The sequence below is a fragment of the Paenarthrobacter nitroguajacolicus genome (assembly GCF_007786235.1).
GTDB classification, from domain to species: domain Bacteria; phylum Actinomycetota; class Actinomycetes; order Actinomycetales; family Micrococcaceae; genus Arthrobacter; species Arthrobacter nitroguajacolicus_A.
In genome coordinates, this window is the sequence record NZ_VNFK01000015.1 from 100349 (window position 1) to 121323 (window position 20975).

At 64.2% G+C, this 20975-nt stretch carries 22 protein-coding genes and 1 pseudogene; 14 read left to right on the plus strand and 9 right to left on the minus strand.

The window, feature by feature from the left end; all coding sequences use genetic code 11:
• Positions 1 to 7 precede the first annotated feature (7 nt).
• From FQP90_RS17535 to FQP90_RS17550, 4 genes are all read left to right on the plus strand, one after another.
• On the plus strand, positions 8 to 1453 hold the full coding sequence (locus FQP90_RS17535; RefSeq protein WP_144652351.1) for a purine-cytosine permease family protein: 1446 nt from the start codon (positions 8 to 10) through the stop codon (positions 1451 to 1453).
• Positions 1450 to 2685: a serine hydrolase domain-containing protein gene (locus FQP90_RS17540; RefSeq protein ID WP_144652352.1), complete on the plus strand. Its 1236-nt coding sequence runs from the start codon at positions 1450 to 1452 to the stop codon at positions 2683 to 2685. The genes FQP90_RS17535 and FQP90_RS17540 overlap by 4 nt, the downstream gene beginning before the upstream one ends.
• Entirely contained in the window at positions 2682 to 4292 is a 1611-nt protein-coding gene (locus tag FQP90_RS17545; protein WP_144652353.1) for an amidohydrolase, read from the plus strand. Before FQP90_RS17540 ends, FQP90_RS17545 begins: the two co-directional genes overlap by 4 nt.
• Positions 4293 to 4363: 71 nt before the next feature.
• A complete protein-coding gene (locus tag FQP90_RS17550) occupies positions 4364 to 4957 on the plus strand; it encodes a histidine phosphatase family protein (protein WP_144652354.1) in 594 nt (197 codons plus the stop codon).
• A 23-nt stretch (positions 4958 to 4980) separates the two neighbouring features.
• Here FQP90_RS17550 and FQP90_RS17555 read toward each other — a convergent pair whose 3' ends face one another.
• From FQP90_RS17555 to FQP90_RS17570, 4 genes are all read right to left on the minus strand, one after another.
• Positions 4981 to 5520, minus strand: a complete 540-nt coding sequence (locus FQP90_RS17555) for a hypothetical protein (protein ID WP_144652355.1) — start codon at positions 5518 to 5520, stop codon at positions 4981 to 4983.
• 2 nt (positions 5521 to 5522) lie between these two features.
• Positions 5523 to 6080, minus strand: a complete 558-nt coding sequence (locus FQP90_RS17560; protein ID WP_144652356.1) for a hypothetical protein — start codon at positions 6078 to 6080, stop codon at positions 5523 to 5525.
• A 119-nt stretch (positions 6081 to 6199) separates the two neighbouring features.
• Positions 6200 to 6484, minus strand: a complete 285-nt coding sequence (locus FQP90_RS17565) for a hypothetical protein (RefSeq protein ID WP_144652357.1) — start codon at positions 6482 to 6484, stop codon at positions 6200 to 6202.
• Positions 6485 to 6501: 17 nt separating this feature from the next.
• Positions 6502 to 7146 (minus strand): TetR family transcriptional regulator, encoded by a 645-nt coding sequence (locus tag FQP90_RS17570; protein WP_144652358.1) that lies wholly within the window; start codon positions 7144 to 7146, stop codon positions 6502 to 6504.
• 54 nt (positions 7147 to 7200) lie between these two features.
• On the opposite strand from FQP90_RS17570, the gene FQP90_RS17575 reads away from it, so the two are divergent.
• Entirely contained in the window at positions 7201 to 7536 is a 336-nt protein-coding gene (locus FQP90_RS17575; protein WP_244296826.1) for a nitrilase-related carbon-nitrogen hydrolase, read from the plus strand.
• A gap of 77 nt (positions 7537 to 7613) precedes the next feature.
• Here the strand turns inward: FQP90_RS17575 and FQP90_RS17580 are convergent, their stop codons facing one another.
• A complete protein-coding gene (locus tag FQP90_RS17580) occupies positions 7614 to 7844 on the minus strand; it encodes a DUF6458 family protein (protein ID WP_144652359.1) in 231 nt (76 codons plus the stop codon).
• A gap of 129 nt (positions 7845 to 7973) precedes the next feature.
• Entirely contained in the window at positions 7974 to 8870 is an 897-nt protein-coding gene (locus tag FQP90_RS17585; protein WP_144652360.1) for an SDR family oxidoreductase, read from the minus strand.
• 117 nt (positions 8871 to 8987) lie between these two features.
• Between FQP90_RS17585 and FQP90_RS17590 the strand changes: the two genes are divergently transcribed.
• Positions 8988 to 9590: a helix-turn-helix domain-containing protein gene (locus tag FQP90_RS17590; RefSeq protein WP_144652361.1), complete on the plus strand. Its 603-nt coding sequence runs from the start codon at positions 8988 to 8990 to the stop codon at positions 9588 to 9590.
• The gene (locus tag FQP90_RS17595; RefSeq protein ID WP_144652362.1) at positions 9587 to 10513 is read left to right on the plus strand and encodes an EamA family transporter; all 927 of its coding nucleotides are present in this window, start codon (positions 9587 to 9589) and stop codon (positions 10511 to 10513) included. Before FQP90_RS17590 ends, FQP90_RS17595 begins: the two co-directional genes overlap by 4 nt.
• 70 nt (positions 10514 to 10583) lie before the next feature.
• Here FQP90_RS17595 and FQP90_RS17600 read toward each other — a convergent pair whose 3' ends face one another.
• A complete protein-coding gene (locus FQP90_RS17600) occupies positions 10584 to 11633 on the minus strand; it encodes an NAD(P)-dependent alcohol dehydrogenase (protein WP_144652363.1) in 1050 nt (349 codons plus the stop codon).
• A gap of 112 nt (positions 11634 to 11745) precedes the next feature.
• Between FQP90_RS17600 and FQP90_RS17605 the strand changes: the two genes are divergently transcribed.
• Positions 11746 to 12411, plus strand: a complete 666-nt coding sequence (locus FQP90_RS17605) for a TetR/AcrR family transcriptional regulator (RefSeq protein WP_144652364.1) — start codon at positions 11746 to 11748, stop codon at positions 12409 to 12411.
• A 10-nt stretch (positions 12412 to 12421) separates the two neighbouring features.
• Entirely contained in the window at positions 12422 to 14281 is a 1860-nt protein-coding gene (locus FQP90_RS17610; RefSeq protein ID WP_144652365.1) for a glycoside hydrolase family 15 protein, read from the plus strand.
• On the opposite strand, the gene FQP90_RS17615 is transcribed toward FQP90_RS17610, so the two are convergent.
• Complete coding sequence (locus FQP90_RS17615) at positions 14250 to 14450, minus strand: hypothetical protein (RefSeq protein WP_144652366.1); 201 nt, start codon at positions 14448 to 14450, stop codon at positions 14250 to 14252. The genes FQP90_RS17610 and FQP90_RS17615 overlap by 32 nt on opposite strands.
• A 259-nt stretch (positions 14451 to 14709) precedes the next feature.
• Between FQP90_RS17615 and FQP90_RS17620 the strand changes: the two genes are divergently transcribed.
• The 3 genes from FQP90_RS17620 to FQP90_RS17630 all read left to right on the plus strand — a co-directional run bounded on the left by FQP90_RS17620 (position 14710) and on the right by FQP90_RS17630 (position 17506).
• Positions 14710 to 15042, plus strand: a complete 333-nt coding sequence (locus tag FQP90_RS17620; RefSeq protein WP_144652367.1) for a hypothetical protein — start codon at positions 14710 to 14712, stop codon at positions 15040 to 15042.
• A gap of 176 nt (positions 15043 to 15218) precedes the next feature.
• A complete protein-coding gene (locus FQP90_RS17625) occupies positions 15219 to 16619 on the plus strand; it encodes a glutamate decarboxylase (protein WP_144652368.1) in 1401 nt (466 codons plus the stop codon).
• 17 nt (positions 16620 to 16636) lie between these two features.
• Positions 16637 to 17506 carry a class II glutamine amidotransferase gene (locus FQP90_RS17630; protein ID WP_144652369.1) on the plus strand — a complete coding sequence of 290 codons (870 nt, stop codon included), beginning with the start codon at positions 16637 to 16639 and terminating at the stop codon, positions 17504 to 17506.
• 87 nt (positions 17507 to 17593) lie between these two features.
• Here the strand turns inward: FQP90_RS17630 and FQP90_RS17635 are convergent, their stop codons facing one another.
• Positions 17594 to 18985, minus strand: coding sequence for an MFS transporter (locus FQP90_RS17635; RefSeq protein ID WP_144652379.1), 1392 nt, complete (start codon positions 18983 to 18985; stop codon positions 17594 to 17596).
• Positions 18986 to 19130: 145 nt separating this feature from the next.
• Between FQP90_RS17635 and FQP90_RS17640 the strand changes: the two genes are divergently transcribed.
• Both FQP90_RS17640 and FQP90_RS23460 read left to right on the plus strand, forming a co-directional pair.
• Positions 19131 to 20021 carry a helix-turn-helix transcriptional regulator gene (locus FQP90_RS17640; protein WP_144652370.1) on the plus strand — a complete coding sequence of 297 codons (891 nt, stop codon included), beginning with the start codon at positions 19131 to 19133 and terminating at the stop codon, positions 20019 to 20021.
• A gap of 107 nt (positions 20022 to 20128) precedes the next feature.
• Positions 20129 to 20975: pseudogene (locus FQP90_RS23460) on the plus strand (hypothetical protein); the annotation flags it as partial.

The following is a 20975-nucleotide window of genomic DNA, read 5'->3' on the forward strand; positions in this document are numbered from 1 at the left end:
CCCCCCTATGACTGACGCGGTCAGTTACCCCGAACCCCTTGCCCATCCCGAAACCCGCGGCATCGAACTCATCGAAACCTCCGAACGGCACGGCCGGGCCAGGGACCTCTTCCCGGTCTGGGCCGCCCCCAACGTCAGCGTCCTGAACTTCACGGTGGGCGCCTCCCTGATCCTGCTCGGCATGGAACTCTGGCAGGCCTTCCTCGTGATCATCGCCGGCAGCCTCCCTTGGATCCTCACCGGCATCGTCGCAACCAGTGGTCCTGCCGCAGGCACGTCAGGCTCCGTCATCACCCGCGCCATCTACGGAATCCGCGGGAACAGGCTGGTGGTGGCCTTCTTCGGCTGGTTCATCTCCGCAGTCTTCCTGGCGCTCAACTGGCTGGCATCCTCCTTCATGGGCGCCGAGCTCCTGGGCCAGCTGGGGCTCACGGATCCCGTTCTGGTTCCAGTCCTCGTCACCATCGTGGTTGCCGCCATCACAGTCCTGGTTGCGGTGTTCGGGCACAGCCTGATCCTGCGCAGCTACCCCATAGTGGCTTCGGTACTGTTGGGCATCTTCCTGTTGGTGACCGCGTTCATCCTGCCCCACGTTCAGTGGGGCTACGCCGCTCCGGCGCCCTTGGAAGGTGCACCACTGTGGTCCGCGATGACCATCGGTTTTACCATCCTGGCCTCCAGCCCCCTGTCCTACTCGAACAGCCCGGACCTGGCCCGCTACCTCCCCGAGTCCACCAAGCCTTCGCACATCATCGCGGCTACAGCGCTCGGGGGCGCCCTTCCTGCCATGTTCTTCACAGGGGTAGGTGCCTTGCTCGCAACCGGCATTGACGCAGCCGCCATGGACCTCGGCATCGAATCGGCGCTCCTGGCCCTGCTCCCCGCATGGCTCGGACCCCTTTTCGTGGTGGGCGTCATCATCAACACCATCTCGCTCAACGGCATGACCACCTACACCGCCAGCATGGCGTTCCAGTCCATCGGCGTACCCATCCGGCGCATCCCCTCGGCGGTGGTAGTTGGGGCCATCGGCACGGCGTTGACCATCTATTTGGTGATGTCCACCAGCTTGCTTGAAGCTGTGAACCTCATGCTCCAGCTGTTGGTCCTCATTTCGGGACCCACCATGGCGGTCTTCGCCACGGACGTCATTCTTCGGCGCAATCGCTACAGCGGAAGGGACCTCTTCGACGAAAAGCCCGGCAGCCCCTTCTGGTACTCCGGCGGCTGGCACGTTCCCGGTTTGCTCGCCATCGTTGTGGGCGCGGCTGTGGCGTCCCTGTTCCTCACCAACGCCGTGTGGACAGGCCCCATCGCAGCGGCCATGGGCAACCTGGACCTCTCGGTGCCGGTATCCGTGGTGACTACCGCCGGGGTGTACATCGCCCTGACACGCCTGGCCGCGAAGCGCCGCCCTACCGCCATCCCCTCCATCGAAGGAGCCCGCGCATGACGTCCCCCACCACAGGCGCCCACCCCGCCCGCTACCCCGGCGCCGCCGAGCAACCAACCCTCGATACCTGGCAGGTGGGACCGCACAACCGATGGACGTTCGCGCACCTGGGGGAAATAGTTCCGACGGCGGCCATCACCCGCCGCTTCCCGGCCACCCCTGTTAGGGCTACCGAGCGGTTGGACGCCCTTGAATTGCCCGCCCTGGCACAACGGCTGGAAGCGAGCTACACCGATGCTTTCCTGGTCCTGCACCGCAACGAGGTGATCGCGGAGTACTACCGCCCCGGCTTCGCTCCGGATGACCTTCACCTGGTCATGAGCGTTTCCAAATCCATGTGCGGACTGGTGGTGGGGGCTTTGGTGGGCTCAGGAGACATCGTGACATCCGCCCGCGTGGTCGACTACGTCCCCGAACTCGCAGGGTCGGCCTACGATGGACCCACAGTGCAGCACGTCCTGGATATGGCGATCCACCTCGACTACAGCGAGGACTATATGGATCCGTCCTCCGAAGTCCAGACCCACGACCGGTCCTCCGGCTGGCGCACCCGGCAAAGCGCCGACCCTGCGGACACGTACGCCTTCCTCACTACGCTCACGGGTAACGGCACAGTGGGTTCGTTCCAGTACTGCTCGGCCAACACCGACGTCCTGGCATGGATCATTGAGCGGGTTACGGGGCTGCGCTACTCGGACGCGCTCTCCAAGTATCTGTGGTCCAAGCTCGATGCTGGCCGGGACGCCACCATCACCGTCGATCCCGCAGGCTTCGGCTTCGCGAACGGCGGGGTCTCCTGCACCGCCCGCGACCTCGCCCGCGTGGGCCGGCTGATGCTCGACGGCGGCAAAGGTCCAGGCGGGAGGGTGGTGTCCGCGGGGTGGGTCCGCAACATCCTCGACGGCGGGGACCCCCACGCCATGGCCGACTCCTCCTACACAGCGCTCCACCCCGGCGGCTCTTACACGAGGCAGTGGTGGTGCACGGGAAACGAGCGCGGCAACGTCACCGGCATTGGCATCCACGGCCAGTACCTTTGGCTGGATCCCACCACCGATACCGTGATCGTGAAGCTGTCCACGTGGCCGGAACCGGACAGCGACCACTTCCATGAACTCGACAACCAGTTACTCCTCGATGTCAGCCATGCAGTGGATCACATCACCGCTGACCACGGCGCCCAATACGACGCAAACACCGTAGGAACAGAAAGCAAGGAAAACGCAGCGTGACCACCCAGCTCTACACCAATGCCCGCATCTTCACCTCTGATACCCGCCGCTGGGCGGAGGCCATGATTGTCCAGGATGACCGCCTTCTCTACGTAGGGGACGCAGGCACAGCGGCGCGGTTGCGACCGGACGCCGCGGTCACGGACCTCGAGGGCCGTTTGGTAGTCCCCGGGTTCGTTGACGGCCACGCCCACGTGGTGGGCACCGGCGAAGCCTTGGGACAGGTCAGCCTGTGGGGCGCCAAGTCCGTGCAAGACATCCAGCAACGCATCAAGGCGCGGGATACCGAACGACCGGATGCCCACCGGATCCTGGCCACCGGGTGGCTTCACGGAGCAATACCTGGCGGCGTCCCGAACGCCGGCATGCTGGATGCCGTGGTCCCGGACAAACCCGTTTATGCCTTCGCCTACGACTTCCACTCGGTGTGGGTGAACTCCGCGGCGCTCACTGAACTCGGGATCACCGACGCCACAGAGAACCCCCACGGCGGCACTATCAAACGCAACGCCGACGGGCATGCCACGGGCTACATCGACGAGAACGCCTTCTACGATCTGGTGCTCCCCTTCCTGGACTCCCAGGTCAGCGAGAATGAGCACTCGGCCAGCATCGCCGCAGTCCAGCAGGCCTACCGCGAAACCGGGGTCACCGCCGCGTGCGACATGGGCTTCAACGAGACGGACCTCGACGCCTTCAAACGGGCAGATAAGGACGGCACGCTGACCAGCCGACTCATCGCTTACTGGCGGGTTAACAACACCGGCTCTGTGGAGGACAACATCGCCCAGGTCCAGCGGGCGGCTGCGCTCGCCGTCGAGCATGAAACACCGTTCCTTCGGGTGGTGGGTATCAAGGTGATCATCGACGGCACCATCGACGGCTGCACCGCCACCCTGGGAATGCCGTACGCCGACGGGTCAAACGCCGAGCCGATCTGGAGCCTTGACGAGCTGGCGCCGGTGGTGGCGGCGGCGGATGCCGCTGGCCTCAAGGTTGCGATGCACGCCATTGGGGATGAATCGGTGCGGATAGCGATCGGCGCCGTGGAACACGCCGTGGCGGCGAACGGCCCCCGCGAACGCCGTCACAGGATCGAGCACCTTGAGTTGGTGGACAGGGCCGACGTCGATCGCCTCGCCGCGCTGGGGATCACCGCCAGCATGCAACCTGTCCACGCCGATCCCGCCATCAGCGAGAACTGGGCCGCCAAACTGGGTGACGAGCGGGTGGAGCGCGGTTTCCCATGGCCGTGGATCAAGGAGGCCGGCGCCTGCCTTGCTTTCGGCACCGACTCCCCCACGTCCCCGCACGCACCGTTGCCCAATATGTATGTGGCCACCACGCGTGCCTCTGCCTTGGACGCGTCCGCCGGAACCAACGTGCCTGACTTCGCGCTGCCACTGGCCGATTCGATCGAGCATGCAACGCGGGATTCTGCGTGGACCTGCGGCGCCGAGCATGCGATCGGACGGCTTGCAGCCGGCCTGTATGCGGACTTCGTTGTCCTGGACACCGATGTCTTCGCCGGCAACGCGGCCACACTCCTGGCTGCGAAGGTTGTGCGAACGGTGGTGGGCGGGCGAACCGTCTACGAAAAGGACTAACCGACGTCCCGGCGTCGGGCCTTTCCTCACGTGACGCACGGAACTGCGGTCCGGCAGGGCCTCAGGGCACAATGGGAGGCATGACCCTTACAACCTTTGCCCTCGTCCGCCATGGCCAGACCGACTGGAATGCGGAGCGCCGGTTGCAGGGCTCTACCGATATTCCACTGAACGACGTCGGCCGCGGACAGGCGCGCGACGCCGTCGCCTTCTTGTCGGATCGCTCATGGGACGCTGTAGTCTCCTCGCCGTTGGGCCGTGCCGCTGAGACCGCCGAGATCATTGCCGAGGGGCTGGGACTCAAGGTCGCGCGGCTCGTTCCGGAGCTGACCGAACGCAGCTTTGGACCTGCCGAGGGACTGCAGGCGGGCCCCGAGCTGGAGGCCCTGCGCATTCCGGGTGGATTCCGTGGCGGCGAGAGCGATGACGACGCCGCCAGCCGAGGCTTGGGAGCGCTCGAGGAACTGGCCGCAGAGTTTGCCGGCAAGCGTGTCCTGGTGGTTGCTCACGGCACCTTGATTCGGCTGACGCTCAACCGTGCCATCGGTCGCACCTTGGACAGTGTCCACAACGCTGTCTTGAACTTGGCCCATCACCACGTGACGGACGGCTGGGAGCTTGAGTACTTCAACGGCGAGCGCGTCACCGCCGACGCCGGGGTCTGATCCGGGGGAGGAGCCGTGGAGTACTAGCTGGTGCTGGGACCCTCCGACCGGGCGGACAACGCCGCCGACAATAAACGGTCAAAGCTGGCAACTCCCTCCCCTTGCGGGACTGCCGAGATCTTGACAGCCCACTTTTGGGGAGCGTCGGCCTCAACCGCGAGAAGTCGCTTGGCGTGAAGCCGCAACCCGGGAAGCCCGCTGACTCTGAGCGGAAGAGGCTCGCCGCTGGCAATCAATCGGCGGAGTTGCTTCACAGAAAGCCTGTCGCGGGAGCTACCCGTCACCTCGACGATGGTGTCGTTCACTCTCTTGGTGAGCCCCAGCATGAAGCTCCGCTGACCAGCGATCGCCGGGATGGTGAGGATAGTGGCGAAAAGCGCAGTGAAGAGGGTCGTCGCACCCAAGCCTCCCAAGCCTGGCATGAAGGCCAGGGCAAGACCTGGGACCAGGCCCAGAGCACTGAAAACAATGAACTTGACCATGGGGTTGTCGCCTGGCTTCCTCTCCCAGCGAACCACCGTCACGGAGTCGTGCTGCAATGGTTGGCGCACCGAATCATCCATCGTCAGGTTCCCTTCACTTCCATGAGCGCTTCGGCCAGGATGACTGCCTGGCGTGCTTCCCGCAGATCATTTCGCAGACCCGGGTCCGGGGTGGTTGGGCCGGATCGTGGGCCAGCGAGTTGGTAGATGACCCTGTTCAGGTTTTCCCGGTCGCGTGACAAACGCCGTGCCGACGTCAGCTTTGCCCTGCTGGCCTCGAGTTCGCGCAGCGACTGACCCACGGCCTCTCGTTGCGCTTGCAAGCGCCGCAGCTTTTCCGCGATCCGGAGTGCCTGGGTACGGCGCGTCGACACCATCTTGACTGCCGTGTCGTGGAGTTCCGCCAGGGTGGCGTACGTCTGCGGTTCGCCCGAGTACCGGTCCAGCTCTTCGCTGACACGGGCACGCCGACGCTCCCATCCCAGCAATGCCACTTGGTACTTCTCCAAGAGCAGAGAGACGGAAGAGACTGCCTTATCCACGGCTTTCGCGCGCTTGCCCAGGTTCGAAGCAGCCGCCTCCAGCCTCAAGATGAAGGCGGCGTAGTTGTCAGCAGGCGGAGTATTGACCTGTGTGCCCATGTGCCACCCCCAAGCTCCCCGCACGCCATGCTCCCAAACGCCCTTGTCACGAGAATAGAGAGTTCAGGCGCGTTGGCATAGGCTTCCCGGTTCGAGGATCGGGCGGCCGGGGCGCCCGATTATCTGGCTTCGAGCCGTGCCTTGAGTTGCTGCGCGTAGTCGCCGTAGGCTGCGGCAATTTCTTCCAGGTCAACAGTCTGGGGGAAGTCGATCACGGGCTGGTGCTCGGCGAGGTAGCTGGTGGTTTCTTCCACGACCGACTGTTCATCGAAGCCGCCCAATCCCGCCTCTGCAAGGAAATCCGGGTTGGTATGGACCAGGGATTCCCCGGTCTGCCCTTCGGATGCCCAACGCACCAGGTACTCGTTCTGATTCACAAGTTCGATGTCGAATGACTTCTCCATGGAAGCAGCCTACGCCGTCACGCCGCGGGTGATGACCCATTCCGGGCGCTGACCAACCCCAGCAGGATTTCCTCTTTGACTCCCAGTAGAGCGGCCGCAAGGCTCCCCATCAGGTCCAGCACATACTCGCTGCTGGCACTCCCGGCCAACACGTCCATCACCAGCCCGTCTTCCTGGGCCACAAGGGTGCGGGCAATCCTGGCCGGATCCAAGACGGGCGAAAACTCTCCCGAGAGCGTTCCGGCGTCGATGATGTCACGGTAAACGCGTTCCTGGGCGGCGGTGAGCTCTTCCTGGATCCGGCGTTGTTCGGGATCCCGCAGCATGTGCGGCCAGTACTCGTAGAGAATGCGGGAGACGTCGTCGTCCAGCCCGGCGGTCGTTCCCGCGCTGATGACCGCGGCCAACCGGGCCGTGGGGCCCATGCCGGGGTCGATGGCCTCGTCGAGCTTTTCCAGGAACCTGTCCGACGATGCATGCACGGCAGCCGCAATGATCTCTGCGTGGCTGCCGAAGTAGTACAGCACAGCGTTGGCGGCCATGCCCGCCTCTGCGGCGATGGCACGCAGCGTGGCGCCCTCCGCGCCATCGCGCGCGGCCACGGCCTGGGCTGCGGCCACTATTTCCTGGCGTCGAATTTCCTTCTTGTGCACCTTTGCCACTGCCGCTCCCCCGGACTTCTGAAGATACCCCGACTTCTGAAGATGGAGATCGTCATGTCCCAAGCCAATGCTTTCGCCAACCAGGTCTATGTGGTGAACGTCAACGGCGCATCCCCTTCCGGGGTGGGTGAAAGCGTCATCGTGGACCCCGAGGGCACCATCATGCAGCATGCTCGGGGCGGGGAAGAGATCCTCTTTGCCGTACTGGACCTGGACCGCGTTACCCAACTCCGACGCTACGGAACACACGGCATTAACCGCCCGTGGGCACAGCTTCGCGACCAGGAGGGCTTGCTGCCCTTCCCAATGTTCGGTGGGGCGCACTTCCGCTCGCCGGAGTGGAGCAACTCCAACACGGCGGGACAGCGCAGCGGGGTTACCTCTGCCTAGCCTGCCCCTCCCTTAAGGCATGAAGCGCACGACGGCGACAACTCGCCGTCGTGCGCTTCATGCGTTTGTTGCGGCTGCTAAACCTCGGGGCGCCGCTCAACAACGGTTTCGGGAGCCGTGCGCCGTTCGACGACGGTGCGGCGGGTCCTGTTGGACATGGCGATGGAGATGATCAGGCCGATGACGCCCACCACCATCAGGATGTAGCCCACCAGAACCTGGTCCAGGAAGGGGATGAGTCCAGGGGCGAGCGCGAAAGCCAGAATAGCTCCGACGGCGATCAGGGCAATGGAAGAACCGATTCTCATAACGTGCTCCTCATGTTGGTCCGGCCCGCGGGAAATGTCTCCGGCCGGATTTGTGTGATCAGGATACTTACGATCTACCGCTCCCACCAGACATTGAGCGACGTGTTGATCAGCGGGGCAGCGCGCCAATCAGTGGCCGTAGCGAGCGGCTACCCGGGAGATGGCATCCTCTGGAGTCGGCGCCGGCCCGAAGACCTGCTCCTGGCGGGTTGTGTCGGCAACGTACTTACCGGTCTCGAACCATGCCACCATACTGGCCATGTCACCCACCAAAGGAAGGATCTTGGAGGTGACTTTGCCGAGTCCGGCAATGGCTCCCGCTGGAATGGTCATCACTTTGATCGGCTTACCGGACCTGCGCCCGGCCAAGTCCGCAGCTTCCTGAATGCTCACGGGCCGGCTCCAGCCGATGTCGATGCGCTCCCCTTCAACGATGTCCGCATCCACCGCCTCCGCCAAGTAAGCGGCGACGTCACTGGCCAGGACGAACGTCAGCCGAGCGTTCTTGGATCCGAGCCACACAAAGCGACCCTTCGCGAAGGGATCGCCACCCATGCCGATCGCTTGGTCAAAGAAGGCACCCGGCCGCAGCGCTACAAACGGGACGCCAAGCTCCTCGAATTTGTCCTCCGCGAGCTTCTTGTTCCAAAAGTGGGGAATCTGCGGAGTTTGATCGCTGGTGACGATGCTGATCAACACGAAGCGGGGCACTGCGGCATGCTTGGCCGCCACCGCAAGATTGCTGTTCCCGTAGGTGTCGATCGCGTGGGCGTTCTTGTCATTTCGGGTATAGCCGGCGGCCGTGGAGATGGCCGCGGATACGCCGGTCATCGCAGTGATCAACGAGGCTGCGTCCAACATGTCTCCGCGGGCGATCTCCACACCCTTCGCCTCAAGCTTGTGGGTCTTGGACTTGGGGCGAACGAGCGCACGAACCTTCTTGCCGCGCTTGAGAAGCTCATCCACCACTTGGCCACCCAGAAAACCCGTGGCACCGACAACAAGGACAGGAAGGTCTTCGGCCACAGTTTCTCCTTGGGGGTCTCGTTCTTATGGTCAGTGGTAGCACGCGCCGATCCCCGCGACTAGGCCTCCGCGCCCATCGCGAATTGCAGTGCACTGCAAGTGCAGTATGCTGCACTTATGGATGAAAGCACCACCACGCTCTCCCTGGCCATTGGCGCACGGGTGAAGCAAGAACGCCAGAACCGCGGATGGACCCTTAATCAGTTGGCCGAAGCCGCCGGCGTGAGCCGGAGAATGATCGTCAACGTGGAGCAGGGAGCAGCGAACCCCAGTGTCGGCACGTTGCTGAGAATCAGCGACGCCTTGGGCGTCGGACTTCCCGCCCTGGTGGAGTCACCGCGGCCGAAGCCCGTCAAGGTGGTCCGCAGCGGCGAAGGTGCCACCTTGTGGAGGAGCGGGCAGGGTGGCCGCGGAGTCCTGGTGGCGGGAACCGAATCTCCGGACGTGGTGGAACTGTGGGACTGGACGCTGGGACCGGGCGATAGCCACGGGAGCGAAGCCCATGCCGCGGGCACCAAGGAACTCCTTCAGGTCCACGTGGGGTCGCTGACCGTAGACGTGGCGGGCCAGGCTGTAACTCTCGAAGTCGGCGACTCCCTGACCTTCCCGGGAGACGTCGCGCATTCGTATGCCAACTCCGGCAGCGAACCCGCCCGCTTCTCCTTGGCAGTGTTTGAGCCTGGAGTGGGTTCGGGGCATCGGCAGGAGACGGGTTCATGACCACTCGTAACCGCATCCCGGTTCCACCGTGGGGACTCGCGGTCGCGGCCATGATCTCGGTGCAGCTTAGCTCCGCATTTTCCGTGAACCTCATCTCCGAAGTCGGTCCGGCAGGAACTGCCTGGTTAAGGCTCAGCCTGGGTGCCATCATCTTCCTGGCCATCGCCCGCCCACCGCTGCGTTCCGTTCGCAGGCACGACGTGCCAACCCTGCTGGGGCTCGGCATTGCCACCGGCCTGATGACCATCATGTTCCTCGCTGCAATTGAACGCATTCCTCTCGGCACCACCGTGGCCATCGAATTCCTCGGCCCCTTGACCGTCGCAGCGGTTCGCAGCCGCAATCGTCGGGCCCTCGCATGGCCGGTGCTGGCACTGGTGGGAGTGATCCTGCTGACCGAACCCTGGCACGGGCAGATTGATGTGTTGGGCGTATTGTTCGCGACCATCGCAGCCGCAGGTTGGGGTGCCTACATACTGCTGACCCAAAGGATCGGCGATCGATTTACCGGTATCGGCGCACTCTCGCTCACGGTTCCCGTGGCCGCCGTCACCGCCGCAATCGTGGGAATTCCGCAAGCGGCGGGGCACCTCAGCCTGGGGATCCTTGTGGCTGCCCTTGGAGTGGCGCTGCTGATGCCCGTTCTTCCGTTCATCCTGGAGCTCATGGCCTTGCGCCGCATGACCTCCACAGCTTTTGGCACGCTCATGTCCCTGGAACCGGCTTTCGGCGTCCTCCTCGGACTCATCGTGCTGCACCAGCAGCCATCGATCGTCCAGTTCATCGGCATCGCCCTTGTGGTGTTCGCCGGCGCCGCGTCCCAGCGCGGCGGGGCCAGGAACCCGCCCCCACTGGCCGAACCCATCACCACGGCCCCTGCGCCGGACGCCGTACCCGCTGACCGCCCCATCAGGGACGCCTGACGCATGGAGGCCTGACGCACGACGGCGACCTGCCGCCGTCGTGCGTTTGTTGCGTTGGGCGCCGCGCGGCTCAGATGGTGATCGCGATCTTGCCGCGGGCCTTGCCGGCGTCGAAGTAGCGCATGGCATCGGGCACCCTGGCGAGCGGATAGGTCCGGTCGATGGCCGGGGTCAATGTTCCCGCCGCCAGGAGTCCCGCGATGTATTCAAGGTCCTCCGCTCCCTGCGTGCCCACGATCATGGTGAGCCGCTGGCGGATGAACGGCGAGAGCGCCACAGCCCGGAATTGTCGGTCCAGGCTTCCGGTCCACGATCCGCCCTCCTCTCCACCGGTTATCACAGCCGCACCGGAAGCGCTGAGCGCCCGGCGGAGCTGGGAGATGGTGGGGTTTCCGGCGATGTCGATGATGACGTCATACTGTCCAGCGCCGTCATCGAAGTCCTGCGCGGTGTAATCGATGACGTGGTCGGCCCCCAGGGTACGGACAAGGTCCAGCTTGGTGGTACTGGCCACGCCGGTCACCTCGGCGCCAGCTGCTTTGGCGAACTGCACCGCGTAGCTGCCCACGCCGCCTGATGCGCCGGTAACCAAGACTTTTAGCGGTTGCGGCATGGCACCTCGGCTGGGGTCGATGCCACCCGCCCGCAAGGCAATCAGCGCCGTGCAGGCCGACACCGGGACCACGGCCGCCTGCTCGAAGCTGACGTTCCCGGGTTTGTGGGCGAGCTGGTTTTCGCGGGCCGACGCGTACTCGGCGAAAGAACCCTTGCCTGACCCGAAGACCTGGTCTCCCACCGCAAAACGCGTCACCTTCGCTCCAACGGCCTCCACAGTGCCGGCGAGATCGAGCCCGGGGACAGGGTTTCTGGGCGCTTTGAATCCGTAAGCCAAGCGCAACGCGTATGGCAGGCCCGAGGCGACGTGCCACGTACCACGATCCAGCCCTGCGGCATGGACCCGAACCAGCACTTCGTTTTCCTTGATGGTGGGCCGCGGGATCAGCGCCTGGTGCAGGACATCGGCCGAACCGTACGCCTCCTGCACGATCGCCCGCATGGTTTCAGAGGCCGGCCGGGCTTCTGACGGGTGTGATTCCTTGGCTTGCTGACCATTTGCCATGGCCGGTCCTTTCATTGCATTGGGGTGTTTCGATTTTTTCGTACGTTGTACCAATGACGCTACCGTACACTGTACTAAACCGCTAGAGGCCAGCTTGGAAAGAGGAAGACTCGTGACCACCGCAGCATCCCAGCGCCTTCCACTCAGCCGGGAAAGGGTGCTTGAATGCGCCGTCGCGCTTGCCGACGAGTCCGGAATAGCGGCCCTGACCATCCGCACGCTCGCCCAGAGCATGGGAACCAAACCCATGTCGCTCTACTACTACGTGGCCAACAAGGACGAAATCCTTGATGGCATCGTGGACATGGTCTTCAGTGAAATCGACCTGCCCGCCCCCCATGGAGAGTGGCGGGAGGAAATGCACCGGAGGGCTCAGGCAGTTCGAGCCGCGCTCAGGCGCCACCCTTGGGCAGTCGGGTTGATGGAGAGCCGTTCCGCGCCCGGTCCTGCAACCCTTCGGCACCACGAGGCAACCCTCGCTACCCTGAGGACGGCGGGCTTCTCCATACAACTGACAGCCCATGCTTACGCCCTGCTGGACAGCTACATCTACGGCTTCGCCCTCCAGGAAGCAGCCTTGCCGTTCGAAGGCCGCGACACCGCGGCCGAGATCACCAACCCCATCATGGAGCGCTTCGCCACCGGCGAGTATCCGCACATGGTGGAGATCGCCGTCGAACATGTCCTCAAACCCGGCTACGACTTTGGCGACGAATTCGGCTTTGGCCTGGACCTCATCCTCGATGGCCTCAGCCGTTTGGCGGCAGGCGAAGGCTAGGATCGAATCCATGGCCAGGATTGAGGACTACGCGATTATCGGGGACCTGAACACGGCGGCCCTGGTGGGGCGAAGTGGTTCCATCGACTGGATGTGCTTGCCCCGATTCGATTCGCCCGCGTGCTTCGCCGCGCTGCTGGACACTTCCGACGCCGGCCGCTGGCTCCTGGTACCGGCCGGGACCCCTGCGGACGGCAACTGCACCCGACGCCAATATCGTGAGGACACCCTGATCCTCGAAACCGAGTGGGAGGTGGACGGCGGCTCCGTCCGAGTCACCGACTTCATGCCGGTCCGCGACGACGCCGTGGACCTGGTCCGCATCGTCGAAGGCCTGTCCGGCGAGGTGGACATGCACATGGAGCTGGTCCTGCGCTTCGATTACGGTCGCGTGGTGCCCTGGGTCCGTCACAGCAAGCACGGCATCAGCGCAGTAGCAGGCCCGGACTCCGCATACCTCACCACCCACGCCCCGCTCGAAGGCAGGGACCGGCGGACGTACAGCGATTTCACCGTCCGTGCGGGCGACAAGGTTCCCTTCGTGCTCCGCTGGGCGCCGAGCCATGAGCGCGAGCCGAGGCGGATCGACCCCCACCGGGCACTCGAGGCCACCGAATCGTTCTGGCTGGAATGGATCGGCCGCAGCGAAATGACAGGGAAGTACAAGGAGCCGGTGGAACGGTCCCTGATTACCCTCAAGGCACTGACGTATGCGCCTACAGGTGGCATTGTGGCCGCCGCCACCACATCCCTGCCCGAACAAATCGGCGGCCCGCGCAACTGGGATTACCGCTATTGCTGGCTCCGGGACGCCACGCTCACTCTCCAATCGCTGCTCGCCGCCGGCTACACGGAAGAGGCCGCGGCGTGGCGGGAATGGCTGCTGCGCGCTATCGCCGGCGACCCCTCCGAACTTCAGATTGTGTACGGGCTCGACGGCGCCAGGAGACTTCCGGAGGCAGACATCCCCTGGCTGTCCGGTTACGAAGGTTCACAGCCGGTCCGCACGGGAAACGCCGCGGCTCCGCAGCTTCAACTGGACGTCTGGGGTGAGGTTCTGGACGGACTCTCACTGACGCGGGCCGCTTCGCCTCCGGGCACCGTAGACAATTCCTGGGACATTCAGGTCGCGTTGATGGAGTACCTCGAAGGGGCGTGGGACCAACCGGACAACGGGCTCTGGGAAATGCGTGGGCCCCGGCAGCACTTCACCCACTCCAAAGTGATGGCGTGGGTTGCAGCCGACCGCATGGTCAAGGCCGTCCGGACCTCAGGACTGCCCGGTCCGCACGACCGCTGGGCAGCGCTCCGGAGCGAGATCCACGCCGACGTCATGGCCAAGGGCTTCGACGAGGAACGCAACACTTTCGTGCAGTCCTACGGGAGCAAGGAACTCGACGCGAGCCTGCTCCTGATACCCCGCGTTGGCTTTCTTCCCCACCGCCACCCCCGGGTCGCCGGGTTGGTGGATGCCATCCAGAAGGAGCTCACGGACGACGGCTTTGTGCTGCGATACCGCACCGAGGCAGGCCATGACGGACTGCCAGGCAGCGAAGGCGTGTTCCTTGCATGTTCGTTCTGGCTGGTGGACGCATTGTTGGGTATTGGCCGCAAGGTCGAGGCCACCGAACTCTTCGAGCGCCTACTGACGCTGCGGAACGATGTTGGCCTGCTCAGCGAAGAATGGGATCCGCGTGCACAGCGGCAGCTCGGCAATACCCCGCAGGCTTTCAGCCACTTTCCGCTCATCCACAGCGCCTTGCAGCTCCATCACGGCGAAGCCCACAGCAGTGACACCCCACTGGTCCACCCCAAGCATCCCGGGAACGCGAGCGGCTCTACCCTTCGGGATGATCCTCGCCTTCGGTAGCGGACGGTTCGCCCTTATGGCTTGCTTCCTCCAAGTGCAGGTCCAGTTTCCGCTCGGCTTCACGCCTCCGCTGGCCGATGGTCCGCATCTGCTGTGTTGTGGGGTCTCCCCTGTCCTCTGACGCTGCGCCTGGCGGCGCGGCGGGCTGGCCATACTCTTGTTCGCCCATATGAAAATCGTCCCATCGCCCATGCATTTGCGGTAGCGGCAATTCCTGCGAGGTGATTCAGCCGCTTGCCAGGACGGCACCCGCGCACTTACTCTCAGGAGTGGAGAAACCATACTTGTGACAAAGGTATCCACTCTCCATCACCGCAGGGTCAACAATGTCTGCTCAGTCAGCACACCCCACTTTTTCCTCCTCTTCCTTGACGTCTTCCTCGGCGTCCCAGCCCCGCTGCGAACAATGCGGCACCAGCCAACACCTCATGGTTGACACCATCGATGCCCACTCCGACCTCTCGGCCGGACTCGTCGAGGTTGGCTACAACTGCAGGAATTGCGGTTCCTTCCGCGAGCACGCAGCAACCGTGGCAGACGTTGCGGAGGTCCTGAACACTTCAGCGAAACTCCCCGGACTCCTGCAGTTCGGAAAGCACTACCTTCACTGTGGAGTCCCCATGCACACGGGCGCCGGCAAACGGAGCTTGCTGACCGCTGGTTTCTCGAGCCGAAACGTTGATCCTGAACTTGAGGCCTACCTCAACACTCGCGTGCTGCATTGCGATGAGTGCGGATTCCAGATGGAGATTCCGGACTAGGCTTCCGCACCGCCCGCAAACGTAAACAAAACTGCCCGACGGCGACTACCGCCGTCGGGCGTTTTGCTGTGCCATCAGCCCGGCGGAAGAGCTTGGGTGTGCTCCCCGGCCCGGGTAGCGTGAACGGCAGACAGGTTGCCCCCGCAGCGAGCGGACGATTGCAAAGGAGCTGGCCCATGAGCAGGTCCCACCGAACGTCACAGCACCAACCCAACACGGCAGTGGAGCTGAACCCGTTGTTCAGCAGGCCGGGAGAATCCACCCTCTTTCCCCGGTTCACCCTTCCCGAGGGCGAGGCCCTGCCGTCCACCGCATATCAAGTTGTCCATGATGAAGCGATGCTGGATGGGAATTCCCGGCTGAACCTCGCGACCTTCGTGGGGACGTGGATGGAACCAGAAGCGGCCACGTTGTACGCCGAGACGTTCGACAAGAACATGATCGACAAGGACGAGTACCCGCAAACGGCGCTCATCGAAACCCGGTGCTGGCGGATGCTCGCGGACCTCTGGAACGCTCCGGATGCCGAAAAGAGCATCGGCACGTCCACGATCGGATCTTCGGAGGCTTGCATGCTGGGCGGCCTGGCGCTGAAGCGTCGATGGCAGCATGCCCGGCGTGCCGAGGGCAAGTCCACTGATAAGCCCAACCTCATCCTCAGCTCGGCCGTCCAAGTGTGCTGGGAGAAGTTCTGCAACTACTGGGATGTGGAGGCCCGCTTCGTTCCGGTATCAGCTGAACACCCCATGCTGGACGGCCATGACCTGGACCAGTACGTGGACGAGAACACCATCGGCGTCGTCGCGATCATGGGCGTCACGTATACCGGCGTCTACGAGCCCGTTCAGCTCATTTCCGAAGCCTTGGACGACATCCAGGCACGCCGTGGCCTGGACATTCCCATCCATGTTGACGGCGCTTCCGGAGCGATGGTGGCTCCGTTCCTGCAACCGGAGACTGTATGGGATTTCCGTCTCCAGCGGGTGGCCTCCATCAACACCTCCGGCCATAAGTACGGGCTGGTTTATCCCGGGCTCGGCTGGGTGGTGTGGAGGGACGCAGCGGCACTCCCTGAGGACCTGATCTTCCACGTCAGCTACCTCGGCGGGGACATGCCCACTTTTGCCCTTAACTTCTCGCGACCCGGCGCCCAAGTGTTGCTGCAGTACTACCTCTTCCTCAGGCTGGGCTTTGCAGGATACCGGTCCGTCCAAGCCACGTCCCGTGACGTTGCGCTGTATCTTTCCACCGAGATCGGAGCCATGGGAGCCTTCACCCTCTGGAGCGACGGTTCCGACATCCCGGTTTTCGCCTGGCAGCTCAACGACGGGCACACCGAACATTGGAACCTCCACCACTTGTCCGAGCGCCTGCGAATGAACGGCTGGCTGGTTCCTGCCTACCCCCTGCCTGAAGGGTTGAGCGACGTCACGGTCCAAAGGATCGTGGTCCGCAACGGCTTCACGCGCGACCTCGCCTCCAGCTTCCTGGCTGACCTCAAGAAGGAAGTGGACTACCTCGACAGCCTTACAGCACCCATGCCCGCGGACAAGCAGGCACAGGGCTTCCACCACTAACCCTTGGAGGAGTTGCCATGTGCCGTCTCTTTGGACTGCATGCCGGTCCCCGGCCCGTCCGTGCCACCTTCTGGCTGCTGGACGCTCCGGACAGCCTCTCCGTGCAGAGCCGCCGGGAACCTGACGGAGCGGGCATAGGCACGTTCGGGGCGGACGGAAAACCCCATGTGGCCAAGCAACCCCTCGCCGCATGGGAGGATCACGCCTTCGCCCGTGAAGCTCGAGACCTGAAGAGCACCACGTTCCTGGCGCACGTCCGATACGCCAGCACCGGCGCGCTCACCCTGGCCAACACTCATCCGTTCGAACAGGATGGACGCCTGTTGGCGCACAATGGCGTACTCCCCGGCCTGGATGAACTCGACCGCCGCCTTACCGAGCTCGGGGTCATGGATTTGGTGCTGGGGCAGTCGGACAGCGAACGCCTTTTCGCGCTGATCACTGCTGAAACCCGCAGGTCGGGCGGGGACATCGGAGCAGGCATCACCCGGGCGATCAGCTGGATTGCCCGCGAACTGCCTGTCTTCAGCCTGAACTTCATCCTGTCCACGGCGACCGAACTATGGGCGCTCAGGTACCCGGCAACCCACCCCTTGTATGTGCTGGAAAGGGATCCCGCCGCTGCTCCGGATCCGCCCGCGCCACTAGACGCCCGAAGCAGGCGAATCCATTCCCGCAGTACAGAGCTTGCCCGATCCCCGCACGTCCTCTTTGCGACCGAGCCCATGGATCACAACCCGGACTGGCGCCCCATGGCCTCCGGCGAACTGGTTCACGTCGGCCCGGACTTGGCCGTGACGTCCACAGTGCCTTTCCCTGCCGACCCCGTGCACCTGCTCACCCTCGCGGACCTCGAACCTTCCGCAGCGGCGTCCCAACGGCCGTAACCACAGCCGCAGCAAGCCGCACCCAACGCAACAAGCGCACGACGGCGACCTGCCGCCGTCGTACGCTTTCGCCGCCGGCGCCCGGCTTCAGCCCGCGGCTGGTGACGCCTTCCCGTTGAGGAACAATGCCACGGCCAATGCCGCTGCGAGGCAAAGAACTGCGTTGACGGTGATCGCTACCGTGACGCCGCTCAGCACGGCGGTCGCATCGCTGGCTCCGACCGCCAGCAACTGGGCAGTGAACACCGCACTCATCACGGGGATCCCCATGGTGATGCCGATCTGCTGGCTCATGGTGGCCAGTCCGGTCGCCATTCCCTGCTCGGTGTCGGGCAAGCCGGAGGTGGCCGTGACCATGAAGCCGACGATGACCACGAGGTTTGCGACGCCCCCAACAAACGTCGCCACCAACAACAAGCCGATGGAAGCGGGTTCTGCGCTGAGCAGGACCAAGACGCCAGTAGCAGCGGCCTGCACTACAAACCCGTAAACGATTGCCTTCTTGTTGCCCACCTTCGCGATCACTTTTGGCCCGAGGACGCCGCCCAGAACCGTGCCCAAACCGAGGACGGCGAAAGAAAGTCCGGCACCCAGCGGCGTATAGCCGAGGACCTGCTGAAGGTAAAGGGTCAGCAGGAACACCAGCGACGTCTCGGTGACGAACGCAAGAACCCCGGCGATATTGCCCCACGCTACGCTCGAACGCTTCAGGACTCCGAGGGGGACCAACGGGTGCTGGGCGCGGCTTTCAACCGCAGCGAAGATGGCAAAGAGGACGACGGCGGCCGCAAGCGCGCCGAGCGTCAGGGAATCGGCCCATGAATGTTCTGCCGCCCGGGTAAGGCCGAAAATCAGGGCAAGAAGGCCCAGGGTGACCGTGATGGCTCCAGGTATGTCGAGTCGACGCTTGATGTTCGGCTTGCTTTCGGACAGCACCACAGGCGCAACCAGGAGAACGGCAACTGCGACGGGTACGTTGATGAAGAACGCCCAACGCCAACTGAGGAGATCGGTCAGCAGCCCGCCAAGGATGGCGCCGGTGGTGAATCCGGCGGCCATCAAGGAGCCGTTCAGCCCGAGTGCCCTATCCCGAAGTGGGCCTTCGGGAAAAGAGCTGAGCAGCAGCGAAAGTGCTGCCGGCACTACCATGGCCGTGGCAACACCCTGCCCGATCCGCGCGGTCAGCAACAGCGCCGGTTCGGTGGCCATCCCGCCGGCCAGTGATGCCCCGCCGAGCAGTGCCATGCCGATCAAGAACAGCTTCCGGCGGCCGGCAACGTCAGCCACCCGACCGAACAGGAGCGTAAGACCGGCGGCGCACAGGGCAAAGGCAGTGGCGATCCATTGGAGGTTATCCAAGGAAAAGCCCACGTCCGCGCCAATGGTTGGCAGAGCAACGTTGAGGATGGAGAAGTCGACGGCGAGGGTGAAGCTTGCGGTCAGCAGGACGACCAGTGCCAGGTGCTGCCTGGTGGTCATGCCATGTGCTGATGACTTGCTGGTGAGTTCGTTAGTTGCTGGCATGAGTTCATCGTGGACGGCTTGGTACGTGTCAACCACACCCTGCCGTGCCTATCACTGGCAGTGACAGGACAATGCCGGCACGTCACGGAACAATGGGCGAATGGATACACACAGTGAACTTGGGGAGTTCCTTCGCGTTCGTCGCGCCGCTCTGCAGCCGGAAGACGTCGGAGTGCTGAACTACGGTATCCGCCGCGTCCCGGGCCTCCGCCGGGAGGAACTCGCCATGCTGGCCGGCGTCAGCACCACGTACTACACGCGGCTGGAGCAGGGCCTCAGCACCAATGCCTCCGAATCCGTCATCAACGCCATTGCCCGCGCCTTGAACCTGGACGACGACGAACGGCCCCACCTCTTCGACCTTGCGCGCCCCGGAAAGGGCAGGCGGCGCGTCCCTGCCAAACCAGACAACGCGCGCCCCGGAACGTTGCGGCTGATCCAGTCCATGACCAGCACTCCAGCCGTGGTCCTGGGCCGTCGCAGCGACGTACTGGCGTGGAATGCGCTCGGGCACCGGCTCGTTGCCGGACACCTGGATTACACAGCTCCGGAGAGGCCCTCTACCCGTCCCAACATGACCCGAATGCTGTTCCTTGACGAGCACACGCGCGAGCTCTATGCGCGCTGGCCGGAGGAGGCCAGGCGGGCTGTCGCGTCCCTGCGCCTGGTGGCAGGCAAATCGGCCGACGATCAGGAGTTGGCTTCCTTGGTTGGGGAGCTCACGTTGAAGAGCCAGGACTTCGCGAAATTGTGGGCAAAGCACCCGGTGGAGAACTGCATGTCCGGGCTGAAATACATGCATCACCCGGAGGTGGGCTACCTGGAGTTGAACTTCGAAGTACTCACACCGCCCGACGAGTCAGGGCACCGCGTCCTCATGTATGCCGCAGACCCTGGAACCCCGGGGGCGGAGGCGTTGCAGCTTCTCCAAACCGCTGGAAACATCGAGTCAGATGCGCGCAGGACGCCAGCGGGCAGGGCGACCAGATGAAGGACCGCGTTGTTGCCGACACCGAAGTGACGGCAGAACCTAGGCTGTTTTCCACATAGGTGAATCCGGGGCTGATGGTGGTGGGGCTGTCGTGACAGGGTTTTCGTATGGAGAGCGCAGGGTGGGTGTTGGAGCGGCGGGCGGATGTTGCCGATGCTGGTCTCCTGCTCGCTGCCCCCTCCGCCGGGACGGCCATGTCGTTGCCGGTCCAGCCCGCCACTGCATTCGTTGAGGGCCCGACGGCGGTCACCACCCTCGCGGACGATCCGCTAAGGGCCGGGCTCCTTCCCGGGGTGGATTCGACCGGCCAGTCCGCGGTTCCCGCAACAGTCACCGCTGCGGACGGCGGAGCGGACGCCGGGCACCCGGCGGAGACATCGGTGGTCGCTGGGGCGGGGACATCGGCCGCTGGAGGTCCGGGATCTGGGAGGCCGGGCTCGGACGCTCCGGCTGGGCCGTCCTTGGCTTTTGGACCCGTAAGCGGTTTGCGCGCTGGTGGGCCCGGGTTGGGTGAGGCCCTTGATGTGGGGGCGGCTGCAATCGACGAGGTACGGGCCTGTGCTGTTGATGAGGCCGGGCTGTTTGGTTTTGTGGAGGCGGCGGATTTCGCCAGCCGGGTTGAGGATATGTCCCGGTCTCTGGAGTATCTGCAGGTTCTCGCGGCGCAGGCGGTGGAACGGACCCGGAGCGAGGCGCAGATGGCGCAGATGGCGCGGCGGGGGTCGGCGGCTACAGCGCCGGAGTGGCGGACCGGGTGGACTGAACCGGGTGTGACCGACACAGGTGCGGGTGTAGTCGACCCGACTGCCACTGTGGTGTTGGGTGCGGAGGGTAGTGCTGGTGCCGTGGTGGGTGCGGAGGGTAGTGCTGGTGCCGTGTTGGGTGCGGAGGCTGAAAGTTCCGCTGCCGGTCTCTTGGATGATGGGTACCGGAACGCCGCGGAGTTCCTGCGGG